The sequence below is a fragment of the Xanthomonas sp. SI genome, from assembly GCF_014236855.1.
Taxonomy (GTDB): domain Bacteria; phylum Pseudomonadota; class Gammaproteobacteria; order Xanthomonadales; family Xanthomonadaceae; genus Xanthomonas_A.
The window spans coordinates 334,440-351,794 of the sequence record NZ_CP051261.1; the positions used below are offsets into that span (position 1 = coordinate 334,440).

Consider the following 17,355-nt stretch of genomic DNA (forward strand, 5'->3'; position numbering starts at 1 on the left):
AGCTCAGCGCGCGTGTCGTTGCACCAGGTCGCGCGGGCTGAGGCCGGTCAGCTGGCGGCTGTCGCGGACCAGGTGCGGGGCATCGCCGTAACCGGCTTGCAGCGCGGCCGCGGTCAGCGTGGCGTGACCGGAGGCGATACGCAGGAAGCGCTGCAGGCGCAGGATGCGTTCCAGGGTCTTGGCGCCGTAGCCGAATGCATCCTGGCAGCGGCGCCGCAGCGTGCGTTCGCTGATGCCGAGGCTGCGCGTGAGTTCGGCCATGCGCGGCGCATCGTCGCCGGCCAATTGCGCGAACACCCAGGCCATCGGCCGGTCCGCCACGAGTGGACGGCTGGCGCATAGCGCATGCAGCAACGTCAGCGGTTCGGTGCTGTCTTCGAGCCGTGTTTGCCAGTCGCGACCGCGGCCGTCCCACAACGCCTCCAGCGCGACGCGTTGGTCGGCGATGGCATGCAGCGGCACGCCGAGCAGGCTCGCGCCCGCGCCTGCCGCCAGGCGCACCCCGCTCAGTAAGCTGCCCGGCGCCAGCGTCGCGACGTTGGCTTCGTGGTCCGGTCCGGCCACGAACAGAGCGCGTCCGTCCCAGATCAGGTCCACGCAGCCATCCGGCAGGACCTGCGTCGGCAGCGGATCGGCATCGCCCTGGCGAAAGCGCCAGCTGCAGCGCAGGCGATCGCGCAAGGCTGGCGGCGGGGCGATTTCGGCGTAGCGGGAGGAGGGATTCAAGGCTGTGGCGGTGGGTGGGCGATGTGCGGCTTCACCTTAGCAGGCAGCCGGCATGTCCTGGGTCCGGCGCCGCCGCGAGCCTGCCAGCGCAACCGGACGGCCTGCGGCCACCCGGCGCGGCGCGCGAAGCGGCCGGTTCGCCGGGCCACGGCGCCTCAGCGCTCCGACGGCCCGCTCTCGTCGTAGCCGCGCGGGGTGAACAGGTCCGGCTGGATCAGTTCGATGAAGGCGCGTGTCTGCGGCGACAGGAACTTGCCCTTGCGCACCACCACGCCGTAGCTGCGCGACGGGAAATAGTCGCTCAGCGAGCGCGTGGCCAGCTTTCCACGGTCGGCCTCGGTGACGCAGATCGAGCTGACGATGGAGATGCCCATGCCCATCGCCACGTACTGCTTGATCACCTCCCAGCCGCCCACTTCCAGCGCCACGGTGTACGGCACCCGCGCCTGCTGGAACACCAGGTCGACCAGGCGGTAGGTCACCTGGCGCTTGGGCGGCAGGATCAGCGGATACGGCGACAGGTCGTGCAGGGTCAGCTTGGGCGTGTTCGCCAGCGGGTGGTCGCGCGGGGCGATCAGCAGTTGTTCGAAACGGTACACCGGCGCATAGCTGAGGTCGGCCGGCACGTCGAGCATCGAGCCGACCGCCAGGTCCACTGCGTCCTCGCGCAGCAACTCGGTGCCGTCGGCGCTGATCGCGTTGTGCAGGGTCAGGCGCACGTCCGGGTGGCGCGCGCGGAAGTTCTCCACGATCTTCGGCAGCAGGTACAGGATGGTGGAGCTGTTGGCGGCGATGTTCAGTTCGCCGGCATCCAGCCCGCGCGCCTTCTCGCGGAAATCGGCCTCCAGCCGGTCCAGGCTTTCCACCAGCGGCTGCGCCATTTCGTACAGCAACTGGCCCTCGCGGCTGGGGATCAGGCGTCGTCCGCTGCGCTCCAGCAGCACCACGCCCAGTTCGCGCTCCAGCGCCTGCAATTGCAGGGTCACCGCCGGCTGGCTGACGAACAGCGCCTCGGCCGCCCGTGAGACCGAGCCCAGGCGCACCGTCTGGCAGAACGCGCGCAGCGGCTTCAGCCGGTCGGATTTGTAAGGAAAACGCGGGGTTGCGGTGCCGCGCGTGGCCATGATGTGACAACTATAAGGTGTGCTTATTTAATGCATTGATAAAACTGTATTGTCAAATACTTGCTGCGGAAGCACGGTGACATCCCGGAAACATCGAGGAACCCCACCATGTCCGCCGCCGCCTTCGCCGCTACATCCCCGTCCGCCGACCGCTCCACCCCCGGCATCACCCTGACCGCCTCGCTGGCCGGCCAGGACGCCCTGTTGCCGCCGGCGGCGCTGGCCTTGCTGGTGTCGCTGCACCGGGCGATCGAACCCGAGCGCCAGGCGCGGTTGGCGGCGCGCCGCGAGCGCCAGGCCTATTTCGATGGTGGCGGCCTGCCGGACTTCCGTGCCGACACCCAGGCGATCCGCGCCGGCGACTGGCGCGTGGCGCCGCTGCCGGCCGCCCTGCAGGACCGCCGCGTCGAGATCACCGGTCCGACCGATCCGAAGATGGTCATCAACGCGCTGAACTCCGGCGCCAAGGTGTACATGGCCGACTTCGAGGACTCGACCGCGCCGACCTGGCGCAACCTGGTCGCCGGGCAGCGCGCGCTGGTCGAGGCGGTGGCCGGCACGCTGACCTTCAGCGCGCCGCAGGCGCGCGACGGCAGCGCGGGCAAGCGCTACGCGCTCAAGCCCTTTGAGGAGCAGGCGGTGCTGATCGTGCGCCCGCGCGGCTGGCACCTGGACGAAAAGCATGTGCTGGTCGACGGCCAGCCACTGGCCGGCGGCCTGTTCGACGCGGCGCTGTTCGCCTTCCACAACGGCCGCGCGCTGCTGGCCAAGGACCGCGGCCCGTACCTGTACCTGCCCAAGCTGCAATCGATGGAAGAGGCCGCGCTGTGGGAAGCCGCGCTGTCGCACATCGAGGCGATGCTGGGCCTGCCGCAGGGCCAGATCAAGGTCACCGTGCTGATCGAGACGCTGCCGGCGGTGTTCGAGATGGACGAGATCCTGCATGCGCTGCGCGAGCGCATCGTCGGCCTGAACTGCGGCCGCTGGGACTACATCTTTTCCTACCTGAAGACCTTCCGCCGCCACCCCGACCGGGTGCTGCCCGAGCGCGGCCAGGTGACCATGACCCAGCCGTTCCTGAAGGCGTATTCGGAACTGCTGATCCGCACCTGCCATCGCCGCGGCGCGCATGCGATGGGCGGCATGGCCGCGCAGATCCCGATCGGCCACGACGAGGCGGCCAACGAGCAGGCGATGGCGCGGGTGCGCGCGGACAAGCTGCGCGAAGTCACCGCCGGCCACGACGGCACCTGGGTCGCGCATCCGGCGCTGATCCCGATCGCCCGCGCCATCTTCGACGAGCACATGCGCGCGCCGAACCAGCACGACGTGCGCCGCGAGGACGTGCAGGCCGACCGCGACACGCTGATCGCGCCATCCACCGGCACCATCACCCGCGCCGGCTTCGAGGGCAACATCGAAGTGTGCGTGCGCTACCTGGCCGCATGGCTGGACGGCAACGGCTGCGTGCCGATCCACCACCTGATGGAAGACGCGGCCACTGCCGAGATCAGCCGCAGCCAGCTATGGCAGTGGCTGCACGTGGGCGGCCTGCACCTGGACGACGGCACCGCGATCGACTTCGCGCTGTTCGACGGCTGCATGCGCCAGCTGCCGGCGCGCCTGGGCGAACGCGCGCTGCTGCCCGGCGGCAACCGCCTGGACGACGCCATCGCGCTGTTGGACACGCTGACCCGCAGCGAGGACTTGGCCGAGTTCCTGACCTTGCCGGCTTACCAGATGATCGAGTGATTGGAGCTGGGAGTGGGGAATCGGGAATGGGGAATCGTGAAAGCGACATTCCTGCGCCTGACCTCTTCCGTGCCTTCCATGCTTTTCGTCCGAAACACCGCTCCACCGTTTCATCGCCGTATCCATTCCGAGGAGAACGCAAGATGAGCACCACGTTGCAGACCGCCGAACAGATCCAGCACGCCTGGGACACCGATCCGCGCTGGGCCGGGATCGCCCGCAACTACACCGCCGCCGACGTGGTGCGCCTGCGCGGCACCGTGCACGTGGAGCATTCGCTGGCCCGGCTCGGTGCCGAGAAGCTGTGGAAATACCTGCACGAAAAGGACTTCGTCAACGCGCTGGGCGCGCTGACCGGCAACCAGGCGATGCAGCAGGTCAAGGCCGGGCTCAACGCGATCTACCTGTCCGGCTGGCAGGTCGCCGCCGACGCCAACCTGGCCGGGCAGATGTACCCGGACCAGTCGCTGTACCCGGCCGATTCGGTGCCGGCGGTGGTCAAGCGCATCAACAACACGCTGCTGCGCGCCGACCAGCTGCACCATGCCGAGGGCAAGGACGAGATCGACTTCCTGCAGCCGATCGTGGCCGATGCCGAGGCCGGTTTCGGCGGCGTGCTCAATGCCTTCGAACTGATGAAGGCGATGATCGAGGCCGGCGCGGCCGGCGTGCACTTCGAGGACCAGCTGGCTTCGGTGAAGAAGTGCGGGCACATGGGCGGCAAGGTGCTGGTGCCGACCCGCGAGGCGATCGAGAAGCTCAATGCCGCGCGCCTGGCCGCCGATGTGCTGGGCGTGCCGACGCTGCTGGTCGCGCGCACCGACGCCGAGGCCGCCGACCTGGTGACCAGCGACATCGACCCCAACGACCGCCCGTTCACCACCGGCGAGCGCACCGTCGAAGGCTTCTTCAAGACCAACAAGGGCCTGGACCAGGCGATCAGCCGCGGTCTGGCCTACGCGCCCTACGCCGACCTGATCTGGTGCGAGACCGGCAAGCCGGACCTGGAATTCGCGCGCCGGTTCGCCGAGGCGATCCACGCGAAGTTCCCGGGCAAGCTGCTGGCCTACAACTGCTCGCCGAGCTTCAACTGGAAGAAGAACCTGGACGACGCGACCATCGCCACGTTCCAAAAAGAGATCGCCCGCTATGGCTACAAGTTCCAGTTCATCACCCTGGCCGGCTTCCATGCGCTGAACTACTCGATGTTCAATCTGGCGCACGGCTATGCGCGCCGACAGATGAGCGCCTTCGTCGAGTTGCAGGAAGCCGAGTTCGCCGCCGCCGATCGCGGCTTCACCGCGGTCAAGCACCAGCGCGAGGTCGGTACCGGCTACTTCGACGCGGTGACCCAGGCGATCCAGCAGGGCCAGTCTTCCACCACCGCACTGAAGGGCTCGACGGAAGAAGAGCAGTTCCACGGCGAAAAGGCCGCCTGACCTGCAGCCAGGCGTCCATTGCTTGCCGATCCCCATGGGAGGGGAGAGCCCGGGTTCGCCCGGGCTTTTTTTTGCGTGCGCTGTGGTGTCTGAGCAGGCGACGGTGCGGTGTCTACGAGTTGCGACAGGACTGGGTGCGGCGACGCCGTACCGCTGGACCGACAAGGCCTGATTCCTGGCCCTTTCTCGGTCTCCGCCCTTGCGAGATTGAATGTGATCGCATCAGCGGAGATTCGTTCAGGTGCTATGCTTTGCGCAAGATGGCGGGCGACGCCAAGAGCAGTAGGGGGGCTGGATGAGCTGCGACAGCGCCGCGTCCAATGCACGCGAGACAATTCCGACGGTTGCTGTGGTCGCTCCCAAGCCCAATGAGCTGACGGTGCTGACTGCCGCGGAGCTGCGCCTGTTCTCCGAGTTCGGCCGTTCGCGCACGGTGCGCGCCGGCGACGTGCTGTTCCGGCGCGGCGACGGCGGCAGCGCCATGTTCGTGATCAACAGCGGCGTGATCGACCTGGATTTCGGCGAGGACCTGGTCGTCAAGCATCTCGGACACGGCGAATTCTTCGGCGAGCTCGGCCTGTTGATCGGCAGCCACATGCGCAGCGCCGACGCCATCGCCGCCAGCGACGGCGTGCTGGTGGAACTGGACCACGACGACTTCCAGCGCCTGGTGGAGCGCGATCCGGGCCTGGTCGCCTACTTCCTGCGCCGCACCATCATGCGCGTGGTGATGAACGAGCAGACCTTGATCCGCCAGCTGCGCCGCCGCAACCACGACCTGGAAGCGGCGCTGGACAATCTGTACGCCACCACCCACCAGCTCACCCAGACCGAAGAGCTGGTGCGCACCGACGAACTGACCGGCCTGCACAACCGCCGCGGCCTGATCCTGCGCCTGCAGGAATGCCGCCGCGACGGCCGCTCGCCCGGCCCCGGCCTGCTGCTGATCGACTGCGACCGCTTCAAGCGCATCAACGACGAGCACGGCCATCTGGTCGGCGACCGCGTGCTGCAGAACGTCGCCAACATCCTGCGCTCCGTCGCCGGCCAGGACGACATCGCCTGCCGCCTCGGCGGCGACGAATTCTGCCTGCTGGTGTCCACCGGCAACGCGGACGACCTGCGCCGCATCGGCGAGTTCGTGATCGCCACCGTGCAGAACCTGCTCGGCGTGCCGCACCCGCTGCCGCACATCTGCCCGGTCAGCATCGGCATCAGCCGGGTCGATCCGCAATCCGATTGGAACGACTGGTACGCCAACGCCGACGCCGCGCTGTACGAGGCCAAGCGCCTCGGCGGCAACCGCTTGTATTGGCACGACCTCGCCTCCGGCTCGCGCTGAGCCCATCAACAACCCTCGAGCTGCCCATGAACGACGCCCACCAGCCGCAGCCCGACGCCCCGCAACTGCGAACGCTGCTGCTGACCGACCTGTGCGATTCGATGGCGCTGGTGGAGCGGCTGGGCGACGCCAAGGCCGCCGAACTGTTCAAGCTGCACGATCACCTGGTGCTGGAACTGCAGCAGCGCTGGCGCGGACGCCTGATCGACCGTTCCGACGGCCTGCTGCTGCTGTTCGAGCGGCCGATCGACGGTCTCGGGTTCGCCCTGGACTACAGCCGCGGCCTGCACGAGCTGGGCAAGCAGCGCAAACTGGTACTGAAAGTGCGCGCCGGCCTGCACGTCGGCGAGGTGCTGACCTGGCGCAACAGCGATGCCGCGGTGCAGGTCGGCGCCAAGCCGCTGGAAGTGGAGGGCCTGGCCAAGCCGACCGCGGCGCGGCTGATGACCCTGGCCCGGCCCGGGCAGATCCTGCTGTCGGCGGTGGCCGAGTCGCTGACCCACCGCGCCGCGCGCGAACTGGGCGAGCGCGGCGAACGCCTGCTGTGGAAATCGCACGGCCGCTGGCGCTTCAAGGGCGTGCCGACGGCGCAGGAGATCTACGAAGTCGGCGAGATCGGCAACACCCCGCTGCGCGCGCCGAAGCCGACGCCGAAGGCGTGGCGGGACATCCCGCTGTGGCGGCGGCCGGCGGCGCTGGTAGCGGAGGCTACGCTGACCCTGGGGGCGGTCGCCGCGTTGCTGTTCTTCGGTCGTCCGGAGCCGGCCATCGCATTCGCCGAGCGCGACTGGATCGTGGTCGGTGACCTGCGCAACCTCACTGGCAACGCGACGCTCGACGCTTCGCTCGACCAGGCGTTCCGGATCAGCCTGGAGCAATCGCGCTACGTCAACCTGCTCAGCGACCTCAAGGTGCGTGACACCCTGGGCCGGATGAAGCGTAGCCCGGACAGCAAGATCGACCGCGCGGTTGCCTCGGAGATCGCGCTGCGCGATGGCGCGCGCGCGGTGATCCTGCCGACCGTTGCTGAAATAGGCGGACGGATCCGCGTCACGGTTGAATTGGTCGACCCGGCGACGCAGGCGACCGTACATACCGAGTCGCAGACCGGGCGTGGATTGGAGTCGGTTCTAGCGTCGGTGGACACGGTCAGCGGCCAGTTGCGGCACCAGCTCGGCGAAGCCATCCAATCGGTCGAGCAGGCATCCAAGCCGTTGCCTCAGGTGACGACGTCAAATCTGGATGCTTTGCGTGCGTATGCGCTCGGGATTGACGCCACGGGCCAAGGCAACTGGAAACAGGCCGAACAGAATTTCCGCGTGGCGATCAACCTCGACCCGCAGTTCGCGCTGGCCTATGTCGGTATTGCCCGGGTCATCATGGCAACCTCGGACCGTGGCGCAGCAGTACCGTATCTTCAGAAGGCGCTGACTTATAAAGCGCGTCTGCCGGCGCGCGACCAACTCTATCTCGACGCATACTCGGCCGAACTTGGCGACAGCCCGGCGGCACTGGGCGGGTGGCAGCAGTTGGTGCGCATGTATCCCGACAGCTTCGCCGGACACGGCAACGTATTCTGGCACTTGTTCCAGGCCAACCGGTTCGCCGAGGCATTGCCGCATGCCGTTGCCGCCGATACTTCGCAGGATCCGTATCGATCGATCGCCACCGACGATATAGGCCGCGTCTATCTGGTGCAGGGAAAACTGGAACAGGCCAAGGCCCAGTTCACTCAAGTCTCGCTGCAGGACAAGAGCGGTCCCGGACGGCGTCTGGCTAACGTATTGGCGCTACAAGGCAACTATGCCGAGGCCGAAGCGCGGCTGCGCGCCATTCCCAAGAGCGAGTATGCGAACGACGACATGGTGCCGCGCCTGGACCTGATCGCGCTGAAGGTGGATCAGGGCAAATGGGATGAAGTGGCCACCGAGCTGAGCGACGCGATCAAGGCCGGTCGCTCGACCAACGACTTCACCCAGGCCCAGTTCGGTTTCTTGCAGTTATCGGTCCAGGCCGTGACGTTGCCGTCCAGCAAGGTGCTGCCGCGACTGCGGCAATGGCAAAACGGACAGCTGCAGCGGCAGGAACGGGCGCTTCCGGGCGAGCCATATGCGAATGATCGCGCTGCACTCATTCTCGCCGCCGCCTATCTCGCGCAGCGACTGGGCGATGACGCGTTGTCGGCGCCGGCACTGAAGGTTGCCGGTCCGTGGGCGCAGACGTCGGCGGATCCGACGCTGGGCAAGCTACTGCGTATCGTGCAGGCGGGTCAGCATCGCTTGCGCGGCGAGTACGCGCAAGCACTCGCGTTGCTGGCGCCGCGCGATGACGATCTGCTGCAGTCGCGGGTGGCGCTGTATCTCACCTTGCAAGCCGCCGGGAAGCATCGCCAGGCGTTGGAGCAGGCGGACTGGATCGGCGCGCACCGAGGCCTCGCCTATGGCGAGGCCTCGATATCGCAGTCGTTGCAGACCTTGAATGTCGCCGATACGCGCATGGCCGGTCGCTGGGCGGCGCAAGCCCTGTCGGATCTGGACAGGGTCCCGGATGCGCGGCGGCGAATCGACGCGCTGTTCGCCGTCTGGCCTAGCGCGGCGATGCCTGCTTACTTGAGGGAAACGGTCGAGGCGACCTTGCCGGCTTCGAAACAAAAGACGACGTGATGGTTGCCGTCCACCGTCAGGTGGCTGACCAGCTCCTTGCGCGCCTTGGCGATTTCTTCCTTTGACGCCAGTTCCTGCGTGGTCATGCAGAAGAACGGCGCGCCCTGCGTGGGCGGCGTCGGGTCAGCGGCCAGGGCGTGGTCGGCCGGCTTGTAGCCGAGACTGGCGAGAGCGGCGACCGGATTTTCCTGGAAGCTGGTGCGGAAAGCGTCGTCGGTGCTGAGCAGCTCCAGCAGGCGGTCGGCGATGTCGGCAGGCAACGGATCGTGGGGAGCGGTATTCATAGGAGTGTCATCTCGCAGGGAAGGGTGATGTTCGGCGCGACGCGTAAGGCGCAACCACTATATCTATCGGCATAATCGCCTACCAACTGAATAGGTCTTTCCGCATGCGCGTGCGCCGCTGTTTTCATCTGTTCCTCGAGCCGCGCGAGGTCAGCCGCTTCGATATGGCCTCGCTGTTGGCAGGAGGCAATGGCCTCAAGCGCGAACGGCAATGGGTCGCGCTGGCGCCGCATCTGGACCATGAGGTGGAGGTCGATGCGTTGGAGCGGGAACTGCTGGGCACGCTCAGTGCGGGCGATTGGATCGAGGCGCAGGCATTGCCGCCGGATTGCGCCGCCGCCAGCACGCGCCTGCTCGAGGTCGGCCTGCTATTGAGCGACGCCGACACGGCGCGCGCTGGCTTCGCCGAGCGCGACGCGGCCATGCGCGAAACCTACTGGTGGGGGCCGGCCGCACTGGCGCACCGCTTCGGGCGCTGGCAAGGCAGCGACAGCGTCGTGGCGATGGAGGCCAATGGACTGACCACGGCCGCCGGTCTGTGCGAGAAGCTCGGCCCGCCGCCTGCGGAAGTGGGCGAGCGCGTTGCGGCCGCCATGCGCCTGCCGTTGCCGCGCCAGCAGGAGGATGACTTCGATGCGCTGCTCGCGCGGCGCGCCACCTGCCGCAATTTCGATACCGCGCGGCCCTTGCCGCTGGCTGCGTTCTCGCAGCTGATGCAGCGGGTGTTCGCAGCACGCGCCAGGGTCGAGGCCGACGGTGTCGCTGCATTTCTGAAGAAGAACGCGCCTTCCGCCGGCGGCTTGCATGCCACCGAGGCCTATCTGATCGTGCAGCGCGTCGAGGGGCTGGCCCCGGGCCTGTACCACTACCACCCGGTCGACCATGCTCTGGAGCCGTTGCCTGCCGCGGATGTCGCCCTGGACGTGTTGGCACGTACCGCCGTCGCCGGTCAGCATTGGTTCGCCGACGCGCCGGTACTGGTGGTGATGGCGCCGCGTTACGCGCGCATTTACTGGAAGTATCGCCACCATCCCAAGGCCTACAGGGCGTTGCTGCTGGATATCGGACACCTATCGCAACTGCTTTACCTCTGCGCGACGCACGCGCAGTGGGGTGCGTTCGTGACCTCGGCGATCAACGAAGTGGACATCGAGCAGGCATTCGGCATGGACCCGTTGCGCGAAGGGCCGCTGGTGGTGTGCGGCTTCGGTTGGCGGGCGCCGGCGTTGATCACCGCGGAGTTCGATCCGGCCGGTGCGGTATGGCAGGCCAGCGACTCTCCATCGCCCTGACGAGCGCGTAATGGCGTGAGGCGCTTCCCGTCAGCGCCAGCGAGCATGGCCGCGGCACTGGTGCCGCGCCACTGCAGCTGCGGTGCCGCCCGCAGCTGACCGCTGCCTGCGCTCAGTGCGCCTGGCTGTGCGCCGCTGCCGTTGCGGCCATAGCCGCCTCGTTGGGTGCGGCCGGTTTGGCTGGCTTGTCGCTATGTTCAAGCAGGTCCAAACGCTTGCCGCCAGGCAGCCGGTAGTCCAGTTGCTGCTCCAGCGCATCGAGCGCGGCGACCTGCACGCAGAGCGCGTTGGCCCTGGCTTCCAGCGCCTTGCCGCGCGCGTCCATGCGCCGATCCATGTCCTTCTCCATCGCGTCGGTGCGTTTCTCGATGTCGTCGGCGCGGCCGGTGAACACCGCGAACATCACCCCGCTGGTCAGCGCGCCGGCCATTTCCTCGGCGGCGGCGCTGACGTCGGCTTCGAACGCCTTGTCGAACGGTTCCTTCTGCCATTGGCCTTTGCCGAGGGTGCGTTCGAGGTGGGCGAGGGCGGCGTCGCGGTGGCGCTCGATCTTGCGCGCCTTGCTGCGGCTGCCGGTGATCGCTTCGACCACGCCGCCGAAGGCGTCGAAGGTGATGCCGACCACTTCGCGGGCGATGCCGGCCACTTCGGGCATCAGCGCCTGCGCGCCCTGTTCCATCTGCCGCAAGCGCTGGGCGTCGGCACTGCTCAGCGGCTGCGCGACCCCGTCCACCTGCAGGCGGCCGTCATGCAGGAATACGGTCTTCGGCGTGCCGGCGCTGCGCGTCAGGGCGACGCCGGTGCGGTCGACAATGACGTCGTAGGGCGTGGAAAAGCCGCATTGCTGCGAGGAGAACTGCGGGCCGGCGCTGGCACTGGCGGCGGCACCGAGCAGGGAGAGGGTGCATACGGAAAGCAGCAGGCGCATGGCGGCGGTTCCTTTGACGATGGCAGCAGCATCGCTGCTGGGCCGTGCTCTGTCGTCTGCGGGAAGTCAGGGTGCGGGAAGTCATGCCCGCACCGCGGTGCGCCGGCAGGCCGCGCGGGTCTAGCCCCGGCCCTCAGGCATTTTCCAGTGCTGGAGAAGGGGGCCTTGCGGACCGGCGACGGGATCGCTGGGCGGGAACGGCAACTGGGCGATGCGCTGGATCGTTTCGGCGCTGGGCGCCTGCCGGCAGATGTCCCAGTCCTGCCCGGCGGGATAGGCGCCGACCACCAGGAAGTCGCTGCTGGAATCGATGCAACAATGGCCGGTGCCGGCCGGCAGCAGCAAGGCGTCGCCGGCCGCCAGCGCGGTTTCGGGGCCGCCCGGGCCGCCGATGACCAGCCGCGCGCTGCCGCTGGCCACGCCAAGCACCTCGTGTGCAGTGGAATGGTAGTGGTGGTAATCGTAGATGCCATCGCGCCATTGCGGCGGCCAGCCATGGGCGGCGAAGCGGCGTTCGAAGCCGGCGGCACCGCCATCGCGGTCGGCTTGGCGGTACAGCAGGACCGGCAGGAACGGATGGTTGGGGACCCAGTCGTGCGGCGGCAGCAGCCAGTGTTCCAGATGCATCGGCGAATCCTCGCGGCATGGTGCGGCGGGCAGCTGGGGGCCGCCGTTGCAGACCATGCTAGCCAGGCCGCGTGGTCGTGGCGTCATGGCGCGATGTGGCGCCATCGTCGCAGTGCATTTGCGCGTGCATCGGCCGACAAGGGAGCGCCGAAGCCATCCGCCGATCTGCGACATGGCAGCGAGCGCAGGCGGTACGCCTGCGCTGCCGCTATTCGTTCAATGCAGCGGTGCCGGGTCCGCTTCGGCACGATGGTGCGTGCCCAGATCCCCGACCATGGCGGCGCTGGCGGCGTTCAGTCCGATCACCTGCACCTGCGCGCCATGGCGGCGGAACTTCAGCACCACCTTGTCCAGCGCGCCGATGGCGCTGATGTCCCACAGGTGCGCCTGCGACAGGTCGAGGGTGACCCGCGCCGGCGCGTGCGCATAGTCGAACGCGGCGGCGAAACTGCCGGCCGAGGCGAAGAACAGCTGGCCGCTGATGCGGTAGGTGTGGCCGCCATCGGCGTCCTCGGTCTTGACGATGTCCAGCATGCGCCCGACCTTGCGCGCGAAGAACAGCGCCGACAGCAGCACGCCGGTCAGCACGCCGCGCGCCAGGTCGTGGGTGGCCACGGTCACCGCCACAGTGGCGAGCATCACCACGCTGGAGCTCTTCGGATGCGTGCGCAGCTGCGCCAGCGAGCGCCAGCTGAAGGTGCCGATCGAGACCATGATCATCACCGCCACCAGCGCGGCCATCGGGATCTGCCGCACCCACGGGCCGGCGAACACCACCAGCATCAGCAGCACGCTGCCGGCAACCAACGCCGACAGGCGGCCGCGGCCGCCGGATTTCACGTTGATCACCGACTGCCCGATCATCGCGCAGCCGGCCATGCCGCCGATCAGCCCGCTGGCGATGTTGGCGGTGCCCTGGCCGATGCACTCGCGGTTCTTGCCACTGGGGGTGTCGGTCATGTCGTCGACGATCTGCGCGGTCATCATCGATTCGAGCAGGCCGACCACCGCCATCGTCGCCGACACCGGGAACACGATCTTCAGCGTCTCCAACGTCCACGGCACGTCCGGCAGCAGGAACGTCGGCAGGCTGTCGGGCAACTGGCCCTTGTCGCCGACGGTGGGCACGGCGATGCCGAAGTAAAGCGCCATGCCGGTCAGCAGCACGATCGCCACCAGCGGCGGCGGCAGCGCGAGCGTGCGGGTCCAGCGATGACCGAGCAGCAGGGCCGCGGCACCGGCCGCCGCCACCGCATACAGCGCACGCGCATCGAGGCTGCCCGCGGTCAGCGCGGCGCCGAGCAACAGCAGCCACAGGCCGAGCCCGACAAAGGTGCGCTGCGACAGCCACGGCAGGCCGTAGATCACCAGCAGGCCCAGCGCCACCAGTGGATACACCAGCGCCGGCACGCCGATCAGTTCCGGCAGTTGCGCCATGAAGATCAGGATCGCCAAGGCGTTGACGAAACCGGTGATCACCGAGCGCGACACGAAGCGCATCAGCGCGCCGAGCTTGAGCAGGCCGGCGCCGATCTGCAGCACGCCGGTCAACAGCGTCGCCGCCAGCAGGTATTGCAGGCCGTGGTCCTTGACCAGGCCGACCATCAGCAACGCCATCGCGCCGGTGGCTGCGGAGATCATGCCCGGCCGGCCGCCGACGAAGGCGATCACCACGCAGATGCAAAACGAGGCGTACAGCCCGACCTTGGGATCGACCCCGGCGATGATGGAGAAGGCGATGGCTTCGGGGATCAATGCCAGCGCCACGACCAGGCCGGCGAGCACGTCGCCACGGAGGTTGCCGAACCATTGCTGGCGCAGCGGGGGATAAAGATTCACGAGAAAACGCTCCTGGCGCCGCGCCCGTCGCAGGGCGGCGCTACACGAAATGGAAAGCCAGAACACACCGGGCGTCCCGCAGGGGGACAACGTGGAAAGCGCAGCGCGGGTGTCAGGGTGGCGTCATGTCGTGGCGTGGGGAGCGGAAGCGCGCGCGCGGCGATGCGCTGCGTGCCGCGCCAGTATAGAACAGTCGCGCCGATGCCGGTCTTGCGCTGCTTCCCAGTTGCGCGTGCTGCAGTGGATGCAGCGCTGCATCTGTCGGCATGTGGCCACGCGGCGAGGAACGCGCTGCTGTCCGATACGGCCGTTCGCAGCCGGTGGCCTACTCGCTCAGGTCGAGCCCGCGGAACGCGCCGTCCCATTGCCGCAAAGGCTGCGGCTCACAATCTCCTCACTATTTGCGCGCAAAATGCGTCGATCGGATTGCGCGACGTGGAGCGCCAGCGAATGAACGATTTACGCATCGACCAGATCGACGCTGCCTTGTCCGCCCTGGACCAGGCCGATCCGCAACGCAAGGCGGCGCTGTGGCAGTGGGCATATCTGGAGATGCTGCACGAAACCCTGAGCGCGATGCATCAGCTGTCGCACCGGATCGGCGTGGCCGAGCTGGTCGCCGATGCCTGGCTGGCGCCGGTGGACGTGATCGCACTGGAACACTCGTTTCTCGACCGTGCCACGCTGGCCGACCCGCGCGTGCAGGCCTTCGCGCTGGCGCTGGCCGAAGCATCCTCGCGCCAGTCGCGCGCCGAGCTGTGGCGCAGCGGCTACGCCAGCGCGGTGCAGGCCACGCTGCAGGGCATGCAGGCGCTGGCCGGCAAGCACCGGATCGATACGCAGGTCGCTGCGCCATTGTCGTTCGCCTGAGCGCCGCCTCCGACGCATTCGTGCGGTGTGGATAGCGTCGTTCGTGACGCGCCGGTGGTGTGCGCTTGCAACAGGCAACGTCGTCGGTTGCATCTTCGACATCGAGATTCGACATCCGGATATTCCGCTAACGCGCTCGGCACGCAGCGTTCACCATGGCGCAACGCCGTTGCCGACAGCCTTGGAACCATGGTCAATCCCCACCGCCATTCCTCATCGCAGGCGACGGCCAGGCATCAGGTTCCGCCTACGAACGACGTTCCCGCCGATGCGCCGGGCATCTCGGAAGCCGGCGCCTGGTGGCGGCAATTGCGCGCCGCCGTGCCGCGCTGGCTGCTCGCCGCGGTCGCGCTGCTCGCGTTGGGCCTGCTGCTGTTCTGGTATGCCCGTGCTTGACCTCCTGTCCTGTTCGCCTGGAGAGCCGCGCATGGCGCCATCTGCCGCACACGACCATGTCCGTCGCTGCAGCGTCCGCATGCATCCGCCCGGCGGACACGAGGTCGCCACGCACGCCTGGATCGCCGCCGAAGTGGCGCGGCTGATGCGCCTGCCGTTGCAGGATGCCGGCGCGACACAGAGCGGTTTCCACGTACCGGACGACACCCTGACCGCCGCGCAGGCGCAACAGCTGGGCGTGCGCGCGGCGGCCGATCTGCTCGGTGGCGTGGTGCCGCATGCGTTCGTCGCCACCAAGGCGATCAGCCATCCGCTGGTCGATCCCGGCGCGGCCGCGCCACAGGGCTGGAACCATGCGCTCGGCGGCGCATTGGCCGAGGCGACGGTGCCCGGCTACACCGCGTTCGCGGCGGACGATGCGCGCGTAGCGTATGCGCGCCTGTGTGGCGGCGGCCAGGTGCGCTTGAAGTTGCCGCACGGCATCGCCGGGCAGGGCCAGCTGTTGCTGCACGATGCGCAGGCGTTGGAGACCGCGCTGGACGCGTTGGCAGCCGCGGATCTGGCGCAGCAGGGCGTTGTGCTGGAGCGGCAACTGGATCGCTCGACGACCTTCAGCGTCGGCGAAGTGGACTGCGCCGGCATGACCATCGCCTACTACGGCACGCAATCAGCCACCGACGACGCTGCCGGCCGCGAGACCTACGGCGGCTCGCAGCTGTTCGTGATCCGCGGCACCCTGGACGCGCTGCTCGAACGCACGTTGCCGCCGCAGCAGCGTGAGGCGGTGTTGAAGGCGCGCCATTACGATCGTTGCATCGCCCAGGCCTATCCCGATTTCTACGCATCGCGCCGCAACTACGACGTGATCGAGGGCATCGCCCAGGACGGCACGCGCCTGTGCGGCGTGCTCGAGCAATCCTGGCGCATCGGCGGCGCCACGCCGGCGGAACTGGCCGCGGTCGATGCCTTCCAGCGCGACCCGGCGTTGCACGCGGTAATCGCGGCCACGGTCGAACGCTATGGCGCGCCGGCGCTGCCCGCGGACGCCGAGGTCTACTACATGGGCGAGGATCCGCGCGTGGGCCGCCTGACCAAATACCGTTATGTGAGCGCTGCGGACTGACGATGGAAACCAAGCTCTCCAGCATCGATATCGCGGTGGACGGCGACGCCTTGAGCGGTACCTTGCTGACGCCGACCAATGGCATGCCCGGCGTGCTGTTCGTGCATGGCTGGGGCGGCAACCAGCATCACAACCTGGTGCGTGCGCGCGAAGCGGTCGGCCTGGGCTGCGTGTGCCTGACCTTCGACCTGCGCGGCCACGAAGGCATGGCGTCGATGCGCGAGACGGTGACGCGCGCGCAGAATCTGGACGACATCAAGGCGGCCTACGACCGGCTGGTGGATTCGCCGCAGGTGGATCCGGAGTCGATCGCGGTGGTGGGCCTGAGCTACGGCGGCTACCTGGCCTCGCTGCTGACCCTGGAGCGGCCGGTGGAATGGCTGGCGCTGCGTTCGCCAGCGCTGTACAAGGATGCGCATTGGGACGGGCCGAAGGTGGCATTGAACCGCGATCCGGACTTGATGCCGTATCGGCATCGCGCCGTCGTGCCGGACGACAATATCGCGCTGGCCGCGTGCCAGCGCTTTCGCGGCGACGTGTTGCTGGTCGAGGCCGAGCAGGACGTGATCGTGCCCGGCCAGGTGCTCAAGAACTACGCCGCGGCCTTCTCGAATGCGCGTTCGCTGACCTCGCGGGTGATCAAGGGCGCCGACCACGCGCTGACCCGCAAGGAACATCAGCTCGAATACACCCGCTACCTGGTCGATTGGCTCACCGAGATGGTGGTCGGGCGCCGCGTGGCGCTGGCCAAGAACGTGGTCGAACGGCGCAAGCAGCAACTCAAGAGTACCCAGGGCGATGCGGCAACGTCGCCCGGGCAGGGCTCGAAAGAATTTCACGGCCGCATCGAGGCCAAGGAACGCACCTCCGACGCGCCGCCGTCGCGGTGAAGCGCTGGCGCGACGAAAAAGCTGTCGCGCTGCAGTCTGCAACGCGATAACCATCTCCGG

15 protein-coding genes are annotated in these 17,355 nt (G+C 68.0%); 9 read left to right on the forward strand and 6 right to left on the reverse strand.

The window, feature by feature from the left end; all coding sequences use genetic code 11:
* Nucleotides 1-3: 3 nt before the first annotated feature.
* Nucleotides 4-726 carry an AraC family transcriptional regulator gene (locus HEP75_RS01515; RefSeq protein ID WP_185814882.1) on the reverse strand — a complete coding sequence of 241 codons (723 nt, stop codon included), beginning with the start codon at nucleotides 724-726 and terminating at the stop codon, nucleotides 4-6.
* A gap of 155 nt (nucleotides 727-881) precedes the next feature.
* Entirely contained in the window at nucleotides 882-1,850 is a 969-nt protein-coding gene (locus tag HEP75_RS01520; protein WP_185825183.1) for a LysR family transcriptional regulator, read from the reverse strand.
* Between the two features lie 108 nt (nucleotides 1,851-1,958).
* Here HEP75_RS01520 and aceB point away from each other — a divergent pair, with 108 nt between their 5' ends.
* From aceB to HEP75_RS01540, 4 genes are all read left to right on the forward strand, one after another.
* Nucleotides 1,959-3,602 carry a malate synthase A gene (aceB, locus tag HEP75_RS01525; protein WP_185825184.1) on the forward strand — a complete coding sequence of 548 codons (1,644 nt, stop codon included), beginning with the start codon at nucleotides 1,959-1,961 and terminating at the stop codon, nucleotides 3,600-3,602.
* A 143-nt stretch (nucleotides 3,603-3,745) separates the two neighbouring features.
* The gene (gene aceA / locus HEP75_RS01530; protein ID WP_185825185.1) at nucleotides 3,746-5,041 is read left to right on the forward strand and encodes an isocitrate lyase; all 1,296 of its coding nucleotides are present in this window, start codon (nucleotides 3,746-3,748) and stop codon (nucleotides 5,039-5,041) included.
* Nucleotides 5,042-5,336: 295 nt separating this feature from the next.
* Nucleotides 5,337-6,383 (forward strand): GGDEF domain-containing protein, encoded by a 1,047-nt coding sequence (locus HEP75_RS01535; RefSeq protein ID WP_185825186.1) that lies wholly within the window; start codon nucleotides 5,337-5,339, stop codon nucleotides 6,381-6,383.
* A 26-nt stretch (nucleotides 6,384-6,409) separates the two neighbouring features.
* Nucleotides 6,410-9,046 (forward strand): putative peptide modification system cyclase, encoded by a 2,637-nt coding sequence (locus HEP75_RS01540; RefSeq protein WP_185825187.1) that lies wholly within the window; start codon nucleotides 6,410-6,412, stop codon nucleotides 9,044-9,046.
* On the opposite strand, the gene HEP75_RS01545 is transcribed toward HEP75_RS01540, so the two are convergent.
* Nucleotides 8,989-9,330, reverse strand: a complete 342-nt coding sequence (locus HEP75_RS01545; RefSeq protein ID WP_185825188.1) for an NHLP-related RiPP peptide — start codon at nucleotides 9,328-9,330, stop codon at nucleotides 8,989-8,991. The two genes, HEP75_RS01540 and HEP75_RS01545, sit on opposite strands and share 58 nt — an antisense overlap.
* Before the next feature lie 104 nt (nucleotides 9,331-9,434).
* On the opposite strand from HEP75_RS01545, the gene HEP75_RS01550 reads away from it, so the two are divergent.
* Nucleotides 9,435-10,622 carry a putative peptide maturation dehydrogenase gene (locus HEP75_RS01550; protein ID WP_185825189.1) on the forward strand — a complete coding sequence of 396 codons (1,188 nt, stop codon included), beginning with the start codon at nucleotides 9,435-9,437 and terminating at the stop codon, nucleotides 10,620-10,622.
* 112 nt (nucleotides 10,623-10,734) lie between these two features.
* Here HEP75_RS01550 and HEP75_RS01555 read toward each other — a convergent pair whose 3' ends face one another.
* The 3 genes from HEP75_RS01555 to HEP75_RS01565 form a co-directional block, all read right to left on the reverse strand.
* Nucleotides 10,735-11,550, reverse strand: coding sequence for a DUF2884 family protein (locus HEP75_RS01555; protein ID WP_185825190.1), 816 nt, complete (start codon nucleotides 11,548-11,550; stop codon nucleotides 10,735-10,737).
* A gap of 120 nt (nucleotides 11,551-11,670) precedes the next feature.
* A complete protein-coding gene (locus HEP75_RS01560) occupies nucleotides 11,671-12,177 on the reverse strand; it encodes a cupin domain-containing protein (protein ID WP_185825191.1) in 507 nt (168 codons plus the stop codon).
* A 216-nt stretch (nucleotides 12,178-12,393) separates the two neighbouring features.
* On the reverse strand, nucleotides 12,394-14,016 hold the full coding sequence (locus HEP75_RS01565; RefSeq protein WP_185825192.1) for a SulP family inorganic anion transporter: 1,623 nt from the start codon (nucleotides 14,014-14,016) through the stop codon (nucleotides 12,394-12,396).
* Nucleotides 14,017-14,466: 450 nt separating this feature from the next.
* Between HEP75_RS01565 and HEP75_RS01570 the strand changes: the two genes are divergently transcribed.
* The 4 genes from HEP75_RS01570 to HEP75_RS01585 all read left to right on the forward strand — a co-directional run bounded on the left by HEP75_RS01570 (nucleotide 14,467) and on the right by HEP75_RS01585 (nucleotide 17,295).
* The gene (locus HEP75_RS01570) at nucleotides 14,467-14,886 is read left to right on the forward strand and encodes a hypothetical protein (protein ID WP_185825193.1); all 420 of its coding nucleotides are present in this window, start codon (nucleotides 14,467-14,469) and stop codon (nucleotides 14,884-14,886) included.
* A gap of 189 nt (nucleotides 14,887-15,075) precedes the next feature.
* Entirely contained in the window at nucleotides 15,076-15,282 is a 207-nt protein-coding gene (locus HEP75_RS01575) for a hypothetical protein (protein ID WP_185825194.1), read from the forward strand.
* Nucleotides 15,283-15,361: 79 nt separating this feature from the next.
* The gene (locus HEP75_RS01580; RefSeq protein WP_255423960.1) at nucleotides 15,362-16,405 is read left to right on the forward strand and encodes a DUF3182 family protein; all 1,044 of its coding nucleotides are present in this window, start codon (nucleotides 15,362-15,364) and stop codon (nucleotides 16,403-16,405) included.
* Between the two features lie 2 nt (nucleotides 16,406-16,407).
* Nucleotides 16,408-17,295: an alpha/beta fold hydrolase gene (locus HEP75_RS01585; RefSeq protein WP_185825196.1), complete on the forward strand. Its 888-nt coding sequence runs from the start codon at nucleotides 16,408-16,410 to the stop codon at nucleotides 17,293-17,295.
* The last annotated feature ends 60 nt before the right edge of the window (nucleotides 17,296-17,355 follow it).